The sequence below is a fragment of the Labilibaculum antarcticum genome (genome assembly GCF_002356295.1).
Lineage (GTDB): Bacteria > Bacteroidota > Bacteroidia > Bacteroidales > Marinifilaceae > Labilibaculum > Labilibaculum antarcticum.
The window spans coordinates 4,425,105-4,442,222 of the sequence record NZ_AP018042.1 but is presented as its reverse complement, the minus strand read 5'-3'; the positions used below and the strand labels follow the sequence as shown (position 1 = coordinate 4,442,222).

General features: G+C 36.2%; 9 protein-coding genes. 2 read left to right on the top strand and 7 right to left on the bottom strand.

The features are described from left to right. Positions 1–769: 769 nt before the first annotated feature. The 5 genes from tnpA to ALGA_RS17600 all read right to left on the bottom strand — a co-directional run bounded on the left by tnpA (position 770) and on the right by ALGA_RS17600 (position 11,113). A complete protein-coding gene (tnpA, locus tag ALGA_RS17620; protein ID WP_096431426.1) occupies positions 770–1,210 on the bottom strand; it encodes an IS200/IS605 family transposase in 441 nt (146 codons plus the stop codon). A gap of 1,012 nt (positions 1,211–2,222) precedes the next feature. After that, positions 2,223–3,479, bottom strand: coding sequence for an Ig-like domain-containing protein (locus ALGA_RS23065; protein ID WP_162845481.1), 1,257 nt, complete (start codon positions 3,477–3,479; stop codon positions 2,223–2,225). A 308-nt stretch (positions 3,480–3,787) separates the two neighbouring features. After that, a complete protein-coding gene (locus ALGA_RS17610) occupies positions 3,788–6,397 on the bottom strand; it encodes an ATP-binding protein (protein WP_096431424.1) in 2,610 nt (869 codons plus the stop codon). Positions 6,398–6,840: 443 nt separating this feature from the next. After that, positions 6,841–8,238: a glycoside hydrolase family 30 protein gene (locus ALGA_RS17605; RefSeq protein ID WP_096431422.1), complete on the bottom strand. Its 1,398-nt coding sequence runs from the start codon at positions 8,236–8,238 to the stop codon at positions 6,841–6,843. A gap of 19 nt (positions 8,239–8,257) precedes the next feature. After that, positions 8,258–11,113: a glycoside hydrolase family 2 TIM barrel-domain containing protein gene (locus ALGA_RS17600; RefSeq protein ID WP_096433733.1), complete on the bottom strand. Its 2,856-nt coding sequence runs from the start codon at positions 11,111–11,113 to the stop codon at positions 8,258–8,260. A 246-nt stretch (positions 11,114–11,359) separates the two neighbouring features. On the opposite strand from ALGA_RS17600, the gene ALGA_RS17595 reads away from it, so the two are divergent. Then, positions 11,360–12,535 carry a helix-turn-helix domain-containing protein gene (locus ALGA_RS17595; RefSeq protein WP_145957667.1) on the top strand — a complete coding sequence of 392 codons (1,176 nt, stop codon included), beginning with the start codon at positions 11,360–11,362 and terminating at the stop codon, positions 12,533–12,535. Between the two features lie 30 nt (positions 12,536–12,565). Here ALGA_RS17595 and ALGA_RS17590 read toward each other — a convergent pair whose 3' ends face one another. Both ALGA_RS17590 and ALGA_RS17580 read right to left on the bottom strand, forming a co-directional pair. Further along, positions 12,566–13,753, bottom strand: a complete 1,188-nt coding sequence (locus ALGA_RS17590; RefSeq protein WP_096431418.1) for a hypothetical protein — start codon at positions 13,751–13,753, stop codon at positions 12,566–12,568. A gap of 615 nt (positions 13,754–14,368) precedes the next feature. Continuing rightward, entirely contained in the window at positions 14,369–15,760 is a 1,392-nt protein-coding gene (locus ALGA_RS17580) for an MFS transporter (protein WP_096431416.1), read from the bottom strand. A 986-nt stretch (positions 15,761–16,746) separates the two neighbouring features. On the opposite strand from ALGA_RS17580, the gene ALGA_RS17575 reads away from it, so the two are divergent. Then, positions 16,747–17,115 (top strand): hypothetical protein, encoded by a 369-nt coding sequence (locus ALGA_RS17575; protein WP_096431414.1) that lies wholly within the window; start codon positions 16,747–16,749, stop codon positions 17,113–17,115. The last annotated feature ends 3 nt before the right edge of the window (positions 17,116–17,118 follow it).

Sequence of the window (17,118 nt, the reverse complement as noted above, 5' to 3'; positions counted from 1 at the left end):
ATTATAAAGCCAAAGTGGTCTTTTAAAAAGCAGGAAGGAATTTGTATTAGTAAGCTAATTAATTGGTTGATTAGGCCAAAACTCAGTTCGATAAGTACTGCCTGATTTTCTGTGCATGTTACTCCTAAATCCCCAACTCATATTTTATGTGGCTAAAGCCTATTTACTAATTTCATGTTATCAGTTGCTTAAAAGCAAAGCAATAGATGCTCAGCTTTTTCTCATTACATCAGTAAATACTTTCTATTTTATCCATTTCAGTTTGGCTTTAGCCAACTGAATTTAAAAAATTCTAATCTTTTGCTTTAGCATCATTTATATTTCTTGTTATCAGTTACTTAAAAGCAAAGCAATAGATGTTCAGCTTTTCTACTACATCAGCAATTGCTTTGTATTTTTTATCTATTGCAGTTCGGCTTTAGCCAACTGAATTTAAAAGTTTATAATCTTTTGCTTTAGCATCATTTCTTGTTATCTCTTGCTTAAAAGCAAAGCAATAGATGCTCAACTTTTCTCCTTACATCCCAAATGCTTTGTATTTTTTATCTATTGCAGTTCGGCTTTAGCCAACTGGGTTTAAAATATTCTAATCTTTTGCTTTAGCATCATTTATATTTATTCAATTATTTTATTGCTTGTTATCATCTGCTTAAAAACAATTGCAATAGATGCTCAGCTTTGATCCTTTCATCAGTAAATGCTTTGTATTTTTTATCTATTGCAGTTTGGCTTTAGCTAACTGGGTTTAAAAGATTCTAAATCATTTGATCTATTTCCCTTTAATGAAACTCCATCCGTATTTTTCCATAAATACATTTATTTCATCCGTAAAAGATTGCTTTGAATGATGTTCTTCTTGATTGTGAATATACTTCCTGACCGATTCAAGATGACTTTCACTTACTCCAACAACCCAGTAATCATCCTGCCAAATAAATCTTTCTGCCATCAATTTTTGTTGATTGATCCAAAATGATGATTCACCTTTTATTAACTGTGCTACTTTACTTATGCTTTGCTCTTTACCAAGAGAGATTAGGCAATGAACATGATCTTGATGTCCATTTACACAATCAAGCCAAATTTCCTTTTCTTCTGCATTTTTTTTGATGTGCTGAAATACATTTTTCTTTAATTCTGATGAATTCAAAAAAGGCTCTCTGTTTTTTGTAGAGAATACCATGTGTACATATACTCTTACCCAACTCATATCATTTATTTTATGTGGCTAAAGCCTATTTACTAATTTCATGTTATCAGTTGCTTAAAAGCAACTGCAATAGATGTTTTGTTTAACTTCATTTTATTTCTTCAATCATTTATATTTCTTGTTTTCTTTTGCTTAAAAACAATTGCAATAGATGCTCAGCTTTGATCCTTTCATCAGTAAATACTTTGTATTTTTTATCTATTGCAGTTTGGCTTTAGCTAACTGGGTTTAAAAGATTCTAATCTTTTGCTTTAGCATCATTTATATTTCTTGTTATCTCTTGCTTAAAAGCAAAGCAATAGATACTCAGCTTTGCTCCTTACATCAGCAATTGCTTTCTAATTTTCATCTATTGCAGTTCGGCTTTAGCCAACTGAATTTAAAAGATTCTAATCTTTTGCTTTAGCATCATTTATATTTCTTGTTATCTCTTGTTTAAAAGCAAAGCAATAGATGTTCGGCTTTAGCCAACTGGGTTTAAAATATTCTAATTTTTTGCTTTAGCTTCATTTTATTTCTTACAATTCAGCACATGAAGCTACAAAACAATAATCCCCAAACAAAGCATTCTCATTGATATTCTACAGGGCATTATGGATTAAGAATATAAAGATAATGTTGTCTTGTTTTATCTAAGTAAGCAAGGCAAGACTTCCAAGACACACTTATTACCTAAAAATTGTAATCGCTTGGTAAGTTGTTTCTGGGAATAGTTCGGAAGCACCGTCAGGGTAAAAAAAACCGCTGACGGGCTTTCCCAGTTTGGCATGCAGTTACGGATAATACCGATTTTAAGCCGTAGTAATAAGGGATCAGGAATAATGGACAATTGCAAATAAGAATATCCGCGAAAGCATAACTGAGTGGGCCAAACAGGAAGAAGAGTAAGGGGGTTGAAAGCGATTGAAAGAAGCCTTACAGTACTTAAAAAAAATGAAAATCTAAGTGAGTTTAGAATCAAAATAGCCCAAGCTGGTGAGCTTGGGCTATTGCATGTAAGAATTGATAATATCTATTTATCCTCCAATTTCCAGGTTCTTACCCAGTCAATTTTCATGGTATTAATTGAATTATCAGCTAAGTCGGCTTTCAAGGCAAGACCACCGAGCCAATCATAATCAGCTGTCCATAAATCAAAGATTATTTCCAACTCTCGGGTAAATTCGCGTTCGCTATATGTTGTTCCAGATCTATCATGTCCTACAAGCACAGAACCGGCAAGTTCACCATCCAAATAAAACTGAATGTTCTTGGAATCTTTCCACCACACACCAAATGTATGATAATCCTCGTTCCATTTCAACCCTTTACCTGGATTGGCATCCGATAAATTGGTCTGGTTAAAATTATCCTCATCTCGTATTTCTACAGGTGTTTTATCAGAATCGGCATGAAAATATTGTGAATTCATTTGCGTAGGATAATCTGGTTGACAATCACAGGATGGTTTCGAATTATTTTCAATAATATCAATCTCATCTCTATTTGTTGAATTACCATTATTCAACCAATAAGTATTAAAAGCAGAAATATAAGCTGCTTTTATCCTCGACTCAGTATACATTGGGTAAGTCGTCTCAGCTTTTGAGTGAATTCTGGCCGTTTGAAACCATCTCCCCTCAGGATTACTTTCATTAAGGGTTGCCTTTATCCACAAATTACCATCTGCCACTCCAGAGTTAATATCGCTTGTCGACATATAAACAGGAACTCCGTAATTCCATGTAGACTTGAACCATTTATCAGCATCCCAGGCTTCAAATTCATCCGACATACTTGCCATTTTAACCCACTGCTTCCCCTCAGGAGTTGTATCATCTATGGACACAAAAGAAGGATAGTTGGGATCTATATTGTTGAAATCTTCTGCTGTTGGGCCATCCGCGACAGCGTTTACAGTAATTGTTACTGTTCCCGTATCCGAATCTCCATCCCTATCAGTAATTGCATAGCTAAAGCTGTCGGTGCCGTTAAAATCTGCATTGGGAACATATTCAAACACTCCGTCGCTTATTTCGCTTACCGTTCCATTACCAGCATCCGATAATAAACTGTAATCATCGCCATCGCCTCCATCTTCACCAATCTTATCGTTTACCGAAACTATAATCTGATTTAAAGTACCTGCAGAACTATCTTCATCAACCCTTAAGTTATCATTTACCGCTGTTGGGTTATCATTTTCAACTTCTGGCACAGTGTCTGGTTCAGAATTACTACTGCAACTACTTATCCCTATAAATAGGGATAAAATTACTAATAAGCTCATGTTTTGGAGTGTTAGGCTTCTTTTAAGCATCATCTTTTTTTAATGGAAATTATAGATATTATTCATTCGTTTCAATTGAATGATTAAAAATATTAATACTTGGCTTAGTTCCCAAAAATTGAGCCTAGACAAAACCTGTACAAGAACAATAAATGTTATTTGAAAGCTTGAATTAGATATATATGCATTAACAAAAATATAAGTTACTACATTCGCATAACACGCTATAGCGGAGGACTATAACAATTTAACTTTTGATAGCACACGTTGTTTGTTAAATTTCAATCACTCTGAAAAGCTTAGGAAAGCTATTTAAGAAGCTGTTCTTTAATTTTAGATAGCAACATTTCTCTTTTAAAAGGTTTACTAATAAAATCGGAGCACCCACAGGCAAAAGCTTTGTTTTTATCTGCTTTAGAGCTATATGCTGATTGAGCTATTATGGCTAAATTAGGTCTAAACTCTTTAATGCGTTTTGTAGCTTCGAAACCATCCATCTCAGGCATTTTCATATCCATTAATACCAAATCTACCTGAGGGTTAGATTTGCAAATAGCAACAGCTTCAATACCGTTTACAGCTCTGATAATAGTTATATTCATGTCTGAAAGGTACTGTTCTAACAGTATGAAATTATAATCTTCATCCTCGGCAATTAAAACTGTTTTTGACTTTGTAAATCCAAGGTTTAACTCATTAACGGGGAGCTTTGATATCGTTTTCGAGTTTACCTTTTTGTAAGGAAGGGTAAAATAGAACACAGAACCTTTACCTGGTTCGGAGTTTAGCCAAATAGTACCGCCAAGCATTTCAACATAAGCTTTTGAAATAGACAAACCCAAACCTGAACCACCAAACATTCGGGCTGTAGTCTTTTCAGCCTGACGAAAGCGTTTAAATATTTCGGCATGCATATCGGAAGGAATACCTATTCCGGAATCTTCTACGTAAAATTCCAGAAAGTCATCTTTTAGTGTGTATCCAAAATTAACAAAACCTTTTTTGGTAAACTTAAGGGCATTGCCAATAAGGTTAGTTAGTATTTGAGTTAGTTTGGTTGAATCGGTAATAATAATTGCTTCATCGTCAGCTAAACTGGTTTGTAAACTACAAGTAACATTCGGTTTTGTGTCTTTCAGAAAGAATTGCTCGTTTATCAGTTTACATATTAAATTGATATTGATTTCATTTCCCTGAACTTTTTCATGACCAGACTCAATAGAGGCAATACTTACGATATCATTGATAATGGAAAGCAATTGGTCGCTACTTTGTATAATTATATCGGTGAAATATTTGCGTTTTTCAGGAAGCAAATCGGGGTCGTTAAGAAAACTTGAAAAGCCTACAACTGCATTCATAGGTGTTCGTATTTCGTGCGAAATATTTTGCAAAAATGAAGTTTTGAGGTGGTCGCTTTCTTCTGCTTTTTCCTTGGCTATAATTAATTCTTGATTTCTTTGATTCAATTCTTCATTAACACACAGGTATTCTTCGTTTTGTGATGCTATTTTATCTGTTTTTTCTTTAAGTAATACTTCTGCATTTTTACGATCAGTAATGTCGTAGATAATTGAATGTAACACATCATTATTGTCGATATTAATTGTGCTACTCAATACTTCGACGTCCCTAATAGAACCATCCTTCAGCTGATGCTTGAATTCAAATTGATTTTTATTTTTGGATAAGATATTCTCAATATTTTTTGTGATTTCTTGAGCCGAAAGACCATTGAGTTGCCCAATGTTCATCTTTATCAATTCTTCACAGCTCCATCCATAATAGTTGGCTGCAGATTTATTAGCATCAACAATATTGCCTGTATTGGGGTCTAAAATAAGTTTCACGGCTGCATGATCATCAAATATTTTGCGGAATTTCTCCTCGCTTTTAAACAATATTTTTTCGACTTCTTTTCTTTTGGCTTCTTCTTTTAAAAAATTTCTAACTTTAGTAAGCGAATAAAAATAAAATGAAAGAGCTATAAAGAGCAAAGAAAAAACGAATATTAAACGATTACGAAGCCGGGATAGAGCAATATAAACATCTTCTTCTTGATAGGAAATAAGAATAGTCCAATAGGTATTGCCAAGCGGAACGCGATAAAAAGCATAATACAAATCTAATAGCTTCGTTTTGTCGTTATCAAATACCTCCTGATGGATACTTTTTCCTGTTCCCGTACTATTATTATTTATTGTCTCGAGCATCTCAACGGAAGAAGCATCGTGTTTTGTAGTTTCAAGAATGGATTTTCCTGTGTGCCCACTTATAGGGCAATATATTTCGATCCCATTTTCGCTAAGCAGCCATGCATGTCCTTTTTTTCTGTTCTTGATTTTTTCAAGATATAGCTTTCCCAATCGATCAATTGGGATTAAAACGGAAAGGCTACCTACATAGTTTTTATTTTTAAACACAGGAACATGCATGGCTATTGCTAAAAATCCTTGTGCCGACATAAACACATCACTCAGAACAGGCTTGTGATCAATAATAACTTGTTGAATATGATCTTGATAAGAGATATCCTGCCCTATTACTGATTGATTATAAGGATAAGTGTACAGAATTACACCTGTTGTATCTATTCTTGTAACAGCTGTAACAATACTTTTATGGGTTTCATAATAGTTTGCCATAAATGCTTTACTCTCCTCCGAAAAATCTATGATTTCCTTCAACTGCGCAATAAAAACAAGTTCGGATTCATAATAATCGAAGAAAGAAGTAATACCCTGAGATGCAGTTTCGGCTAATATTAATTGTTCATTATTGAATTCATTAATTGTATTGCTTTTAATATCTTCATAAATCATGTAGAAGGTTAAAAAGAATAGAATTAATGCGATGGGCACGAAAAAATACCGATTGATCGATATTATTTTATTCGTTTTAAATTTTCGCGTGTTCATCCTCTATCGTTTTTTATTTCCAATACCAATTGAAGTTACACAAAAAAACAAAATTATTATCAAATTATAGAATCAACCGATTAATTGTAAACGGAAGTTTTTTTTTGCTAAAGAAACAATAAGGGATAAACAGAAAATAATAAAACGCTTACAGGTCTTCGAAACTGTCAAATATTAGCAATTCAAAGGATGTGAAGCTGGCAAGACGGAACAAAAAGCATCTCTCCCCTTCCTCATTGTATTTTAGCCTATAATTTATTCGTCGAGCGCTTCCTTTCATTTAGAGTACACCACAAACGGGTACTATCCACTATCTTAGCAATGTAATTATCCAATTGTATTACTGAACCTTAGTGTCGGATTTCCTGTTTCTCCAAGATTAAAAGCAAAAAAAGACCCATCGGGGTCTTTAATTCATTTTCGGTACACTATTGAAGTGATTACTATTCTTCTTTAATTACAACAGCAGTTATAGTATTTGCCGGTATGTTCACCTTCACCTCTTGATTTTCAATAAGAATTTCAAAGGTTTTTTCTTCCGTGTTGGTGTTTTGGATGACTACTTTAATACTGCCATCGGGTGATTTAACAGAAATCATTGGATACTTTCCTCTGGTAACAGAAGCAATTCGCACATCACCAGGTTTTATAAACCTACTTATGATGTACATGGCATTAAAGTCAGGATTATACTGAACGTCACCCGTTTCACGATTAATATTGATGAGTGAATTTTGGGGCCAGTCCCAGCCACTTTTCGTTGTTTCGTTCAATATCATATTCCAATAGGTAAAAGTAGTACTGCCACTATTTATGTAACCGGCCACTTCTTCTAAACGGTGCATCGCCTGTTCTGCAGAATTTTCACCATTGTAACAATGCCCTTCGGTATGAAATATTTTTAGCTTAGGTTGAAGTGCTTTTGCATCGGCTATGAACCGGGAATCTGTATACTGTATTCCTACCCCTTCAATCTTTTGGGTATTCTGGCATTTCGCGAAATCCAATAAATCCATTTTATTGACCGCCCTAAACGTTCCGGCATAAACTTTAGTCGTGATTTTGTTTTTTTCAAATGCGGGAAACAAATAATTATTGGCAAAAGAAAGCATTTCTTTTGCAGGAAATACGCAGCTAGGATATTTGGTATCCGCATCGTTTTCGTTTTGAATACAGATCCGATTTATTCTTACACCCTGATCTTCATACTCCTGAAGATATTTCACAAAGTATTTTGCATAGGCTTTATAGACCTTAGGCTCATTTATTAATTTATTTGGTTTTCCACGTAAACCTTCCATTTCACCACTTTCTTTCATCCAGCCCGGAGGACTCCATGGAGAAGCAAAAAGGCTTAGATTTGGATTTACTTCCAATGCACTTTTAATGTAAGGCAATACATATTTGTTATCCCTGTCAATAGAAAAATGTTCCATTTTATAATCATCGGCAAGCTCAGAATAACTGTAAGCATCCAATCCAAAATCGCTGGCACCAATGGCAGTGCGGCAAAAAGTAAATCCGGCATCGTCGTTTGAAAATAAATGATGCATAACTTCTTGCTGTTGCTCCTTATTCAAACTCAATAGCGCCTGTCCGCCAATTTCGTTAAAAGCGCCTCCAATACCTTCTATTTTCTGAAATGTCACCTCCGGTTGAATGAAAATATGATTTTTCCATTCCACCTTATCAATCGAAGCATCCGTTTTCACTTCATACAAAGGAGACGCTTTTCCCTGCTCAAGCTGCACAGCCCAGAGCTTTACATCCAATTTTTGCTGAGCATTAATCGAATTGGGAAACAATAATAAAGCAATTGCTATTGTTTTTAGTATGCGCATCGTATCTGTCTTTAATAAATTACTTAATCTGTTTAAATTCTAATCCGTTTAGCCAGGTGGCTGCATTTTCTTTATCGGTTTCGAAAGTAATCGTAACCGAATTTACACCATCACTATCGATATAATTGGTCACCGATATGGGCTTTCTTTCTCCAATGTCGTTTGCATCGTACATTCCCACGGCCTCATCATCGGAGGTATATGTAAATTCTCCCTTTGCATCTTTTCGCTCCACTTTCAGGTTATATGGGAAAAGCTTTTTCACATCCTGAAATGAGTGATGATAAGTCTTTAAAACATACTTCCCCTTTGGCAAACCGCTTAAAATAAGCTTGAGTTTTCCTGATTCAACATACACACCATCGCAAGCCATATATCCCAGGTTTCCCAAGATTGTATTGGTGCCTTTGCGCCATTTCAAATTGGAATCTGCCTGTACCGAAAAAGTACATTTACCCGTTTGAAATGAGAACTCATCCTTATCTCCACCCTTTTCAACTCTCCAACCAAATTGAGACAACTGCCCTTCTGTTTGAATGTCTATTTTGTAGATTGGATAATCATAAATGGCAGCAGCGTAATTTGCAATTTCATCCGATTGGTATGGAATTGTATGAAGTGCTAAAGAAGCCGTTTTAAGTTTTCCCAATGAAGCTTTTATTTTTACTTCGCCAGCTGTCGCATTTCCTTTCAAATAAATGCTTGCAGCTCCATGGTAGGTCTGCATATTTTGCACATAGGGTTTATCGGCATAAAAAACAGTACCAGCACCTGTTGCCTCGAAATGCACTTTTAGGTCAGCATCAGTAATAACTTCACCGTTTTTATCTACCACATAAGCACGAATCATTTTCAGATCTGAACCTCCTGATTCCAGAGGAATATCCGGATTATCCACAGCCAATTTCAGGGCATAAGCTTCGCCGGCTTTAGTCCGGAAATGCGTCGCCTCCACTTTCCCCCTATTCAAAGCTTTTGCAGTCAATTTCTCCTGGGTCCAGTTGTAATGAAAGGTAAACGAAGGATGTGCATTCCGAATTCGCAAAGGATCATTATCAGCCCTTTGAACCGCAATTAATTTATCGTTGGCATAGAGGGCAACTTCAGAAGCATTGCTGTATACATGTATTTTCTGATTTTTATAAACCGATTGATCGGTAATGTGCACATAGGGAGCATCTGTAAGTTCAGACACATACCAATAATATGCAGGACGGGGAACACGGTAAGCGGTTTGCAATCCATACTCCGTAAACATATCGTGCTGCTTTTCGGTAGGACGCATGTGGTTGTAATCGGCCCCAACCCACAACAGGGCTCCAATGTTATTATTCCGTTTTTTGTATCGTGAAATATGGTGCTGATTAGCCAGACTATTATTCGAGTAGCCATGTTCCATCAGCAGGCAAAAATCACCTTCGGGCCAATCGGTTCTGCGGTAGTCCATGGTGGCGTAAATATCTGTAACACCCGCATTTTTAGTACCACACCAAGGACTGGAAGCACTTGCTGTTAAACGAAATGGATCTTCTTCTTTTGCAGCATTATTCAATTGCGGCACTGGGCCCCGATGATTGATTCCAGCTCCCCAGATAATGATGGAAGGATGATTTCGGTGATTTCGGACCATCACACGCAGTGATTGTTCTAGTTTATTCATCCATTCTCCTTGTTTCCATTGTATCCACGAGGAAGCTTCTTCATAAAGCACAATTCCGAGTTCATCACAGGCTTCGATAAAGGAATTGTCTTGCGGATAATGTGAAAGTCGGATCGCATTAATGCCCGCTTGCTTGTAACGCAAAGCCGCTTCGTAATGCATCGAGTTAGGCACAGCATCACCAATATGTGGATAATTCTGGTGGCGATTTACCCCTAGCATAAAAAAGGGTTTCCCGTTTAGCAGAAGTCCTTGTCCATCGACCAATTCAATGGAACGGAATCCGAATTTATTCTCCACAAAATCAACCGGCTTATCATTCAAATAAATTACCGAAACTGCTCTATATAAGTATGGATTATCAGGCGACCAAAGATGATAATTATCGGTAATCTCGGTAGTCTGTCGGAATGTGTTTTTGTGACCGCCCTTTATTTTAGAACTTGATTCTATTTTTTTTAGCACATAACCATCAGCATCCACAATCATGGTTTCGATTCGGCAATCTGCATCCTTTTCGTATTCATTTAAAACGGTAGTCTTTACCGATACCGTACCATTTTCCTTTTTTACAGAAGGCGTTGTGATGTGAACCCCAGCATCAAAATCCTCCCAATTGAAATTTACGTGTAGCTTATTGGTCTTTACCAAATATACGTCCCGATAAATGCCGGCCCATTTCACATAGTCTGTTTCATCGGGGTCGGGAGCTATTGTGGCATCAAAACTATTATCCGCGTCGATGGCAATCGTGTTTACTTCTCCGGAGTTCACAAAATCAGTAATATCAAAATGGTGCGGGATATAGCCATTAACAGCGTATCGGCCAACCAATTTTCCGTTTACCCAAAGCTCAGTAGCATTATGCACCCCTTCGAATTCGATAAAGGCTTTTTCGTTGGCTTCCAATTCAATGTATAATTGTTTTCTGTACCAGTTATGGTCTCGTAAAAATTCTTTCTGACTCCAATGCTCTGTTACACTGTCTAAGGACAAAGAAAGGGGGTCGGGATTGTGCGGAATGCAGACCATTTTCCAGCCACTATCATCAAAATTAATGGCAGCGGGGATTTCTGCTTTTGGCATTTTGGAGAATTTCCAATCCAGATTGATGTTCTGCTTTGTTCTGCTTGTTGCAGGATAACCAGTAGGCAGATTTGCCCCACTCACGGCGCTGGATAGCAAGATGAAAATTGTTAAGATTTTATAGTTCATTCCTTCCATTTTAATATTTATAACAAGGATAGCAGGAAATTCTGACTTTCTCGATGCAATAGAGTTCTAAAACGGTAGCCGCCACTGTGATTTTAACGGTTAAAATTACACTATTACAAACTGATTACAAGGCAATTACTTAATTACCCCTCTGAGATTTCACAATTCACACTTTATACACAATGAGTACAAATCAATAGGCTCATATGCTTTCTTATGTGCAAAATATGGGTTATTTTTGAGCATATGATTTACGAAAAAGATCAAAAAGCCATTGAGAATGCTTTGAAAAGAATTTGCAGTCACCCATTGTTTGCCAATTCATCTATTTATACGCGTTTACTTGAGTACTTGGTTGAAAAAGCGCTTAGCGGCGAAGAACTAAAAGAGTTTACCATTGGAACAGACCTTTTCGGAAAAAATTACCTTGATGATAAAAATGATGGTACCGTACGTTCGTACATGTATAAACTACGAAAAAAACTTGCCGCGTATTATGCTGAGGCGGACATCCGCGAAAGCGTTATATTTGAGATAAAGAAAGGGCAATATAATCTTAGTTTTATTCCTTCGAATAAATATCATCAACTTAAAAAGAATACAGATATTAGTATAAAGATTCCCCTAAAAGCTCTTAAGCTTGCAGGTATTATTGCCTTTACAGTCTTGGCAGCTTCATTGGTGATAATCAATCAAATGAATACCCCTTCAAACATTTGGAAAGCATTTTTTGAAAAGATGGCGACTAATATGGTGATCGTATCGGACCAATACATTGTAGACGAAATCTATTCCGATGGTGAAATGCATGGCGTTGCTTATCCGGAAATAAATAACGCTGATGATTTCTTTACTTATACCCAGAAACATCCTGAAAAACATCTAAAACCCAACGATTATACGCTATTATCAAAGATGGCTCCCTATTCTGTAAAAAGGCTGACTCAGTGGTTCGATTCGAATAAAACGGATTATACTTTACAATTAGAAAGCGAACTTTCTTATGATGATGTCCGGGAAAATAACATTGTATTTGTTGGTCAGTTTAAAACAATGAACTTATCGAAATCTTTGTTTCTAAAAAATAGCAAAGCATTTACAACTTACCTGGATGGTTTCAAGTATGAAACTAAAGATACCGTGAAGGTATTTGATACCAAATACGGCGAGAATGGTAAGATTGAGTATGCAATGGTTTCCTACACATCTATAAGTCCCAGTAAAAAAGCCATCTATTTTGTATCCAATAACGATATTGGTGTAATGGCGACCTTAAGAAAGTTTACGGATAAAAAATGGCTTTCGAAATTTTGCGATGGATTAACCAAAGACACAAATCATTTTAATGCCTTGTTTGAAGTTAGCGGCCTTCAGCGAACCGATATAAGTTGTAAGTTGATTGAGTTAGAAATAATTGAGTAAAGCGTATCATCAAGCAACAATTTACTAAACCTATTTTATTGAATACATTTCGAGTTTATTTTTGTCATAAGATCCAACTAATAAATACCAGTTGTCATACATATTTTTAAGGGTCATGCCATTGTATATTGAATATCCCAAGTCGATTGTTTTAATTGGTTTAAGAATACCATCTTGCTGTAAAGAGCAAATCTGAATTCCTTTGTCGTCTCTTGTTCCGATAAAAACGAATGCGCTATTTTCATCCGATTTGAGTATTTCAATTCGTGTTGACCCTTTCAATAGAAGCTCCTCATTATCCTTAAGCAAAGAATGTAGTTTTATTTGTCCTTGCGCATCCACTTTAAATACATTGATACCATCACCATGATAATCTTCTTCCGCATTATCAACCGAGTAATGGATCTTGTGCCGATGCCCTACCAGCAGAAAATTTTGATCGCCTAGCTGAACGGTATTCACTGGGAAGGTACCATTTAGAAACATGTTCTTATCATCTTTTAGGTTGGAAACATTCTTTAGATGTCCATTCTCCATGATTTGAAAACAACTTATTCCTCCATCAAAAAATGCGCCTGTAATTAAAAAAGTCTTGTTATCTATAACGAGTGACGACATGCCTATAATTCCATGAAGAAACAGTGTATCATTATCTTCAATGGACTGAATGGGACGTAAGGCTCCATTCTCGCTTAGTTCGAAGCATGATAATCCCTTATCTAATCCTCCCGCATAAATAAAAGTTCTATTATTTATCGTAATATCGTGGATGGTAACCGTTTCATCGATAAAAGTAGAATCGGTATCAAAAACAGAATTTATTTTCTCGAGCTTTCCGTTGTTTTCTATCCGGTAAACTTCAATAGAATTATCAGCTTTATTGCCTAAAATAAGAAGATTTGAATCGTTAATTTTCACATTTGTCAATGCTCTAATGCCCCCAGCTTTGCTCGCAACTTGATGTTGCTCCAAAAAGTCTAATTTACCTTGTTCATTAATTGTATAAACCTCCGTTGACTTCGTCTCTCCTGCTACGTAGGCAAAATAGTTACTATGCGCATTAAAAATTTGAACGGAAACCAATCGAGCTGAATGGTTCGTTGAATCAATCAAACTAATGTGAAGCTCACTTTTTTTTGAATTTGTTTTATTAGAACAAGCTGAAAAACAAACAATAAGAAATAATAAAACAATATAAGGACAGCTTTTTAGTCGCATAATAATTTTGATTTTTTAATAGATAGGCAATCTTTTGGGTGATTGCAACCACTTATAGATAAACACAATGGCGTTTATAGAGATTGAAAAAGTGTGTCTTTCACCCCATATCGAGCCGTAACGAACACTTATTAAATCCCCTCCCCGAATCTACAAAACAAAGCTTGCTTAGCAAAAAATAATAATGAGAAATAACCAAAAATCTCAAATGCATACAGGTCTTAGACGCTGTTCGGATTCCGCAAATAGCTAAGCTAAAAATTGATTCCCGCACTATTTACAAATAGTCAAATCGGAGTGGAATAAATACGTCAATTACCTCACCTCCGGTGATCACTTCCCAAGTATGCCCGGCAATTTCGGGAATGCAATACGAATCACCCGATTTTATAATTCATTTTGGTCACCATAGATTTCTCTTTGGTTGCCAAAACCTCAAATTGGACACCTTTAAATTCTCGTTTCTTCGATTGATCCAATTTTATTATCGCCTAAGCGATTTAATTGTATCAGTAAAAAGTAACGGGACACAAATTTAGGGAAAGTCCTTTTAACTTTGAGATCCGGCAGGTATGAATTGAAGTTTACTAATTTTTGTGCCACTTACAAATAAACTTATTTATCGGTAGCTTTTCGCCTGCCTACCAGCGAAGTGAAAATTCCGATCACACACAAAAATGTAAAGGCAATAACAATCACTCTCATGCTTAGCATGAATGAATCCAAATTACCGGCATGAATTTTGGCATCGCCCAAAAACACATGTACCGAAAGGGCTGCAACGGCCATGCTGAACATCATCCCGGTGGTTCGCATTGTGGCAACGGTTGCCGATGCAAGTCCTATAAAACGTTTTTCGACCGAACTCATAATTGAATTTGTATTGGGTGATGAAAACAGTCCAAAACCAAATCCTAAAATCACCAAAGCAAAAACAATATAGGCATAGGGCGTTTCTTTGCTGATAAAGCAGAGCATCAACAGCCCTGCGGCACTTATGCCCATGCCTAGGGATGCCAAAATACGCGGGTCTTTTGTATCCGACAATTTTCCTGAGAAGGAGGCAACTACGGCCATCACTATGGGTTGCGCAATTAAAATAAAACCGGCCTCTTTGGGCGATAAGCCTTTCACGTACTGCAAATACAAACTAAAAACGAATGTGATGGCAAAGGTAGCGGCATAGTTAATAAAAGCGGATAGATTGGAGTAAGCGAACAACTTGTTTTTGAAGAACAGCTGCATTTCGAAAACCGGGTTTGGGTGTTTTAACTCGTACCTCACAAAAATAAGTAAACCTATAATTCCCGCTAAAGTGAATAAAATTGCTTCCGTTTTTGGTAAATGCGAAAAGCCATACATCAATCCCGAAACGGAAAACATATAGAGCAAGCAGCCCTTAAAGTCGAATTTAGCACTGTTTGGAACGGCCCATTCGGCTTTAATTTTTGTAATTACGGCCAGTATGATTAACAAGACTGCTCCTGCATTAAGGAAGAACAAGGAACGCCAGCCCATCGATTCGGTTATAATTCCACCCAAAACCGGAGCAATGGATAAACCTACGTAAACAGCCATCACATTTAATCCAATCATTTTACCTCTTTCGTGTGGTTCGAAAGCCGATATTACAATGGCCATGTTCGAGGCAAATATGCCTGCAGCGCCAATTCCCTGCAATAAACGACCAATTAGTAATGTTTCGGCAGAAAAAGAAAAGGCACAAAATAAAGTGGCAAAACCAAATAATACATTGCTGTACAAGAACATTTTTACACGTCCCCAATTGTCGCTTATTTTACCAAAAGGAACTAAAAATACCGAAGAAGCCAACAAAAAGGACATACTCACCCAACTTAAACCCACGGCCGACATCGAAAACTCTGCCCCAATTCTGGGTAAAGCGACATTAACGGCAGCACCCATTAGCGGATTCAAAAAATTGGATGCCATGGTAACAGCCAGCAGAATGGTTTTATTCAAGTTTCGATTCGGTTCCATCATCATTTTCGTTCAAGTGTGTGCAGGCCTATAAATTTAGATTTTTTTTAATAAGATATGCTATACTAAATAAACATCGATGCATGACTTGTCATGTGTTTTGTGTCATCTGATTATCATTTGTTTTTGTTTACAAGGCATTATGGATTAACTAAATCAAGGACAATGTTGTCTTTTAAAAAGCAGGAGGGAATTTATATCAGTAAACTAATTGATAGATTAGTCCAAAACTCAGTTCGGTAAGTACTGCCTGATTTTCTGTGCATGTTATCCCTAAATCCTCAACTCATATCATTTATTTTATGTGGCTAAAGCCTATTTATTAATTTCATGTTATCAGTTGCTTGAAAGCAAAGCAATAGATGCTTTGCTTTTCTCCTTATCTCAGTAAATGCTTTGTTGGGGGTTTATCTATTGCAGTTTGGCTTTAGCCAACTGGATTTAAAATATTCTAATCTTTTGCTTTAGCTTCATTTTCATTTCTTGCAATTCAGACCCCGAATCGACAAAATAATAATCACCTGATATTTTTAATCGCTTGGTGGATTGTTTCGGGGAATATTTAGTTTGCGGGCGTACGGAAGCAACGTCAGGCTAAAAAAAAACCGCTGACCGGCATTCCTTGCTTGGTATGCAGATCCGGAGAATACCGATTTTAAACCGTAGTAATAAGGAATCATAAATTATTGCAGCCTACAATCATCTTAATCATCCAGTCATCTTATCAATCCAGTTCTAACAATACTGCAAATGCCGAAAGTATGAAAAATAATATTTCATAATTAACAAATACTATTTCGTGCATTATTACTACAATAAAGTCGTATTTTTGAAGTTTATTTTTGAGTAACAAATTGGTGTATTTAATAAACAACTGAAACGAGCATGCCAAAGTGATTTTAATACACATAGGCATGATTATTGATTGATGGTAATGTTCCCGATAAATTCGGGACAGGCTATATAACAACTAAAAAACAAATTGTAAACATATGAAACGGATCGCATTAATTTTTTTAAGCATTGCTTTAGTAGCACTTTTCTCAACCTCATGTACTGAAGAAGAAGATATTCACCCCAGTTTTGATCAGACATTAATTATTGGCAAATGGAAAAGTGGTACATTATTCGAAAGATACGACTCTAACAAATCAGGTGCTACTTGGGATACTTTCGATGATGTTACAGAAGATGAAGCTCAGGAATTTACCTGGACCATAACAAAAGATCAGTTAGAGCAGATTCATATAATCGTGAATGGTGGTCTAGTTCCTAAAACATATACCATTACAGACTTAACGGCATCGTCCTTAAAGTATGAGGACGCTTACGGAAACACAAAATCATTTAGCAAACTATAGTAA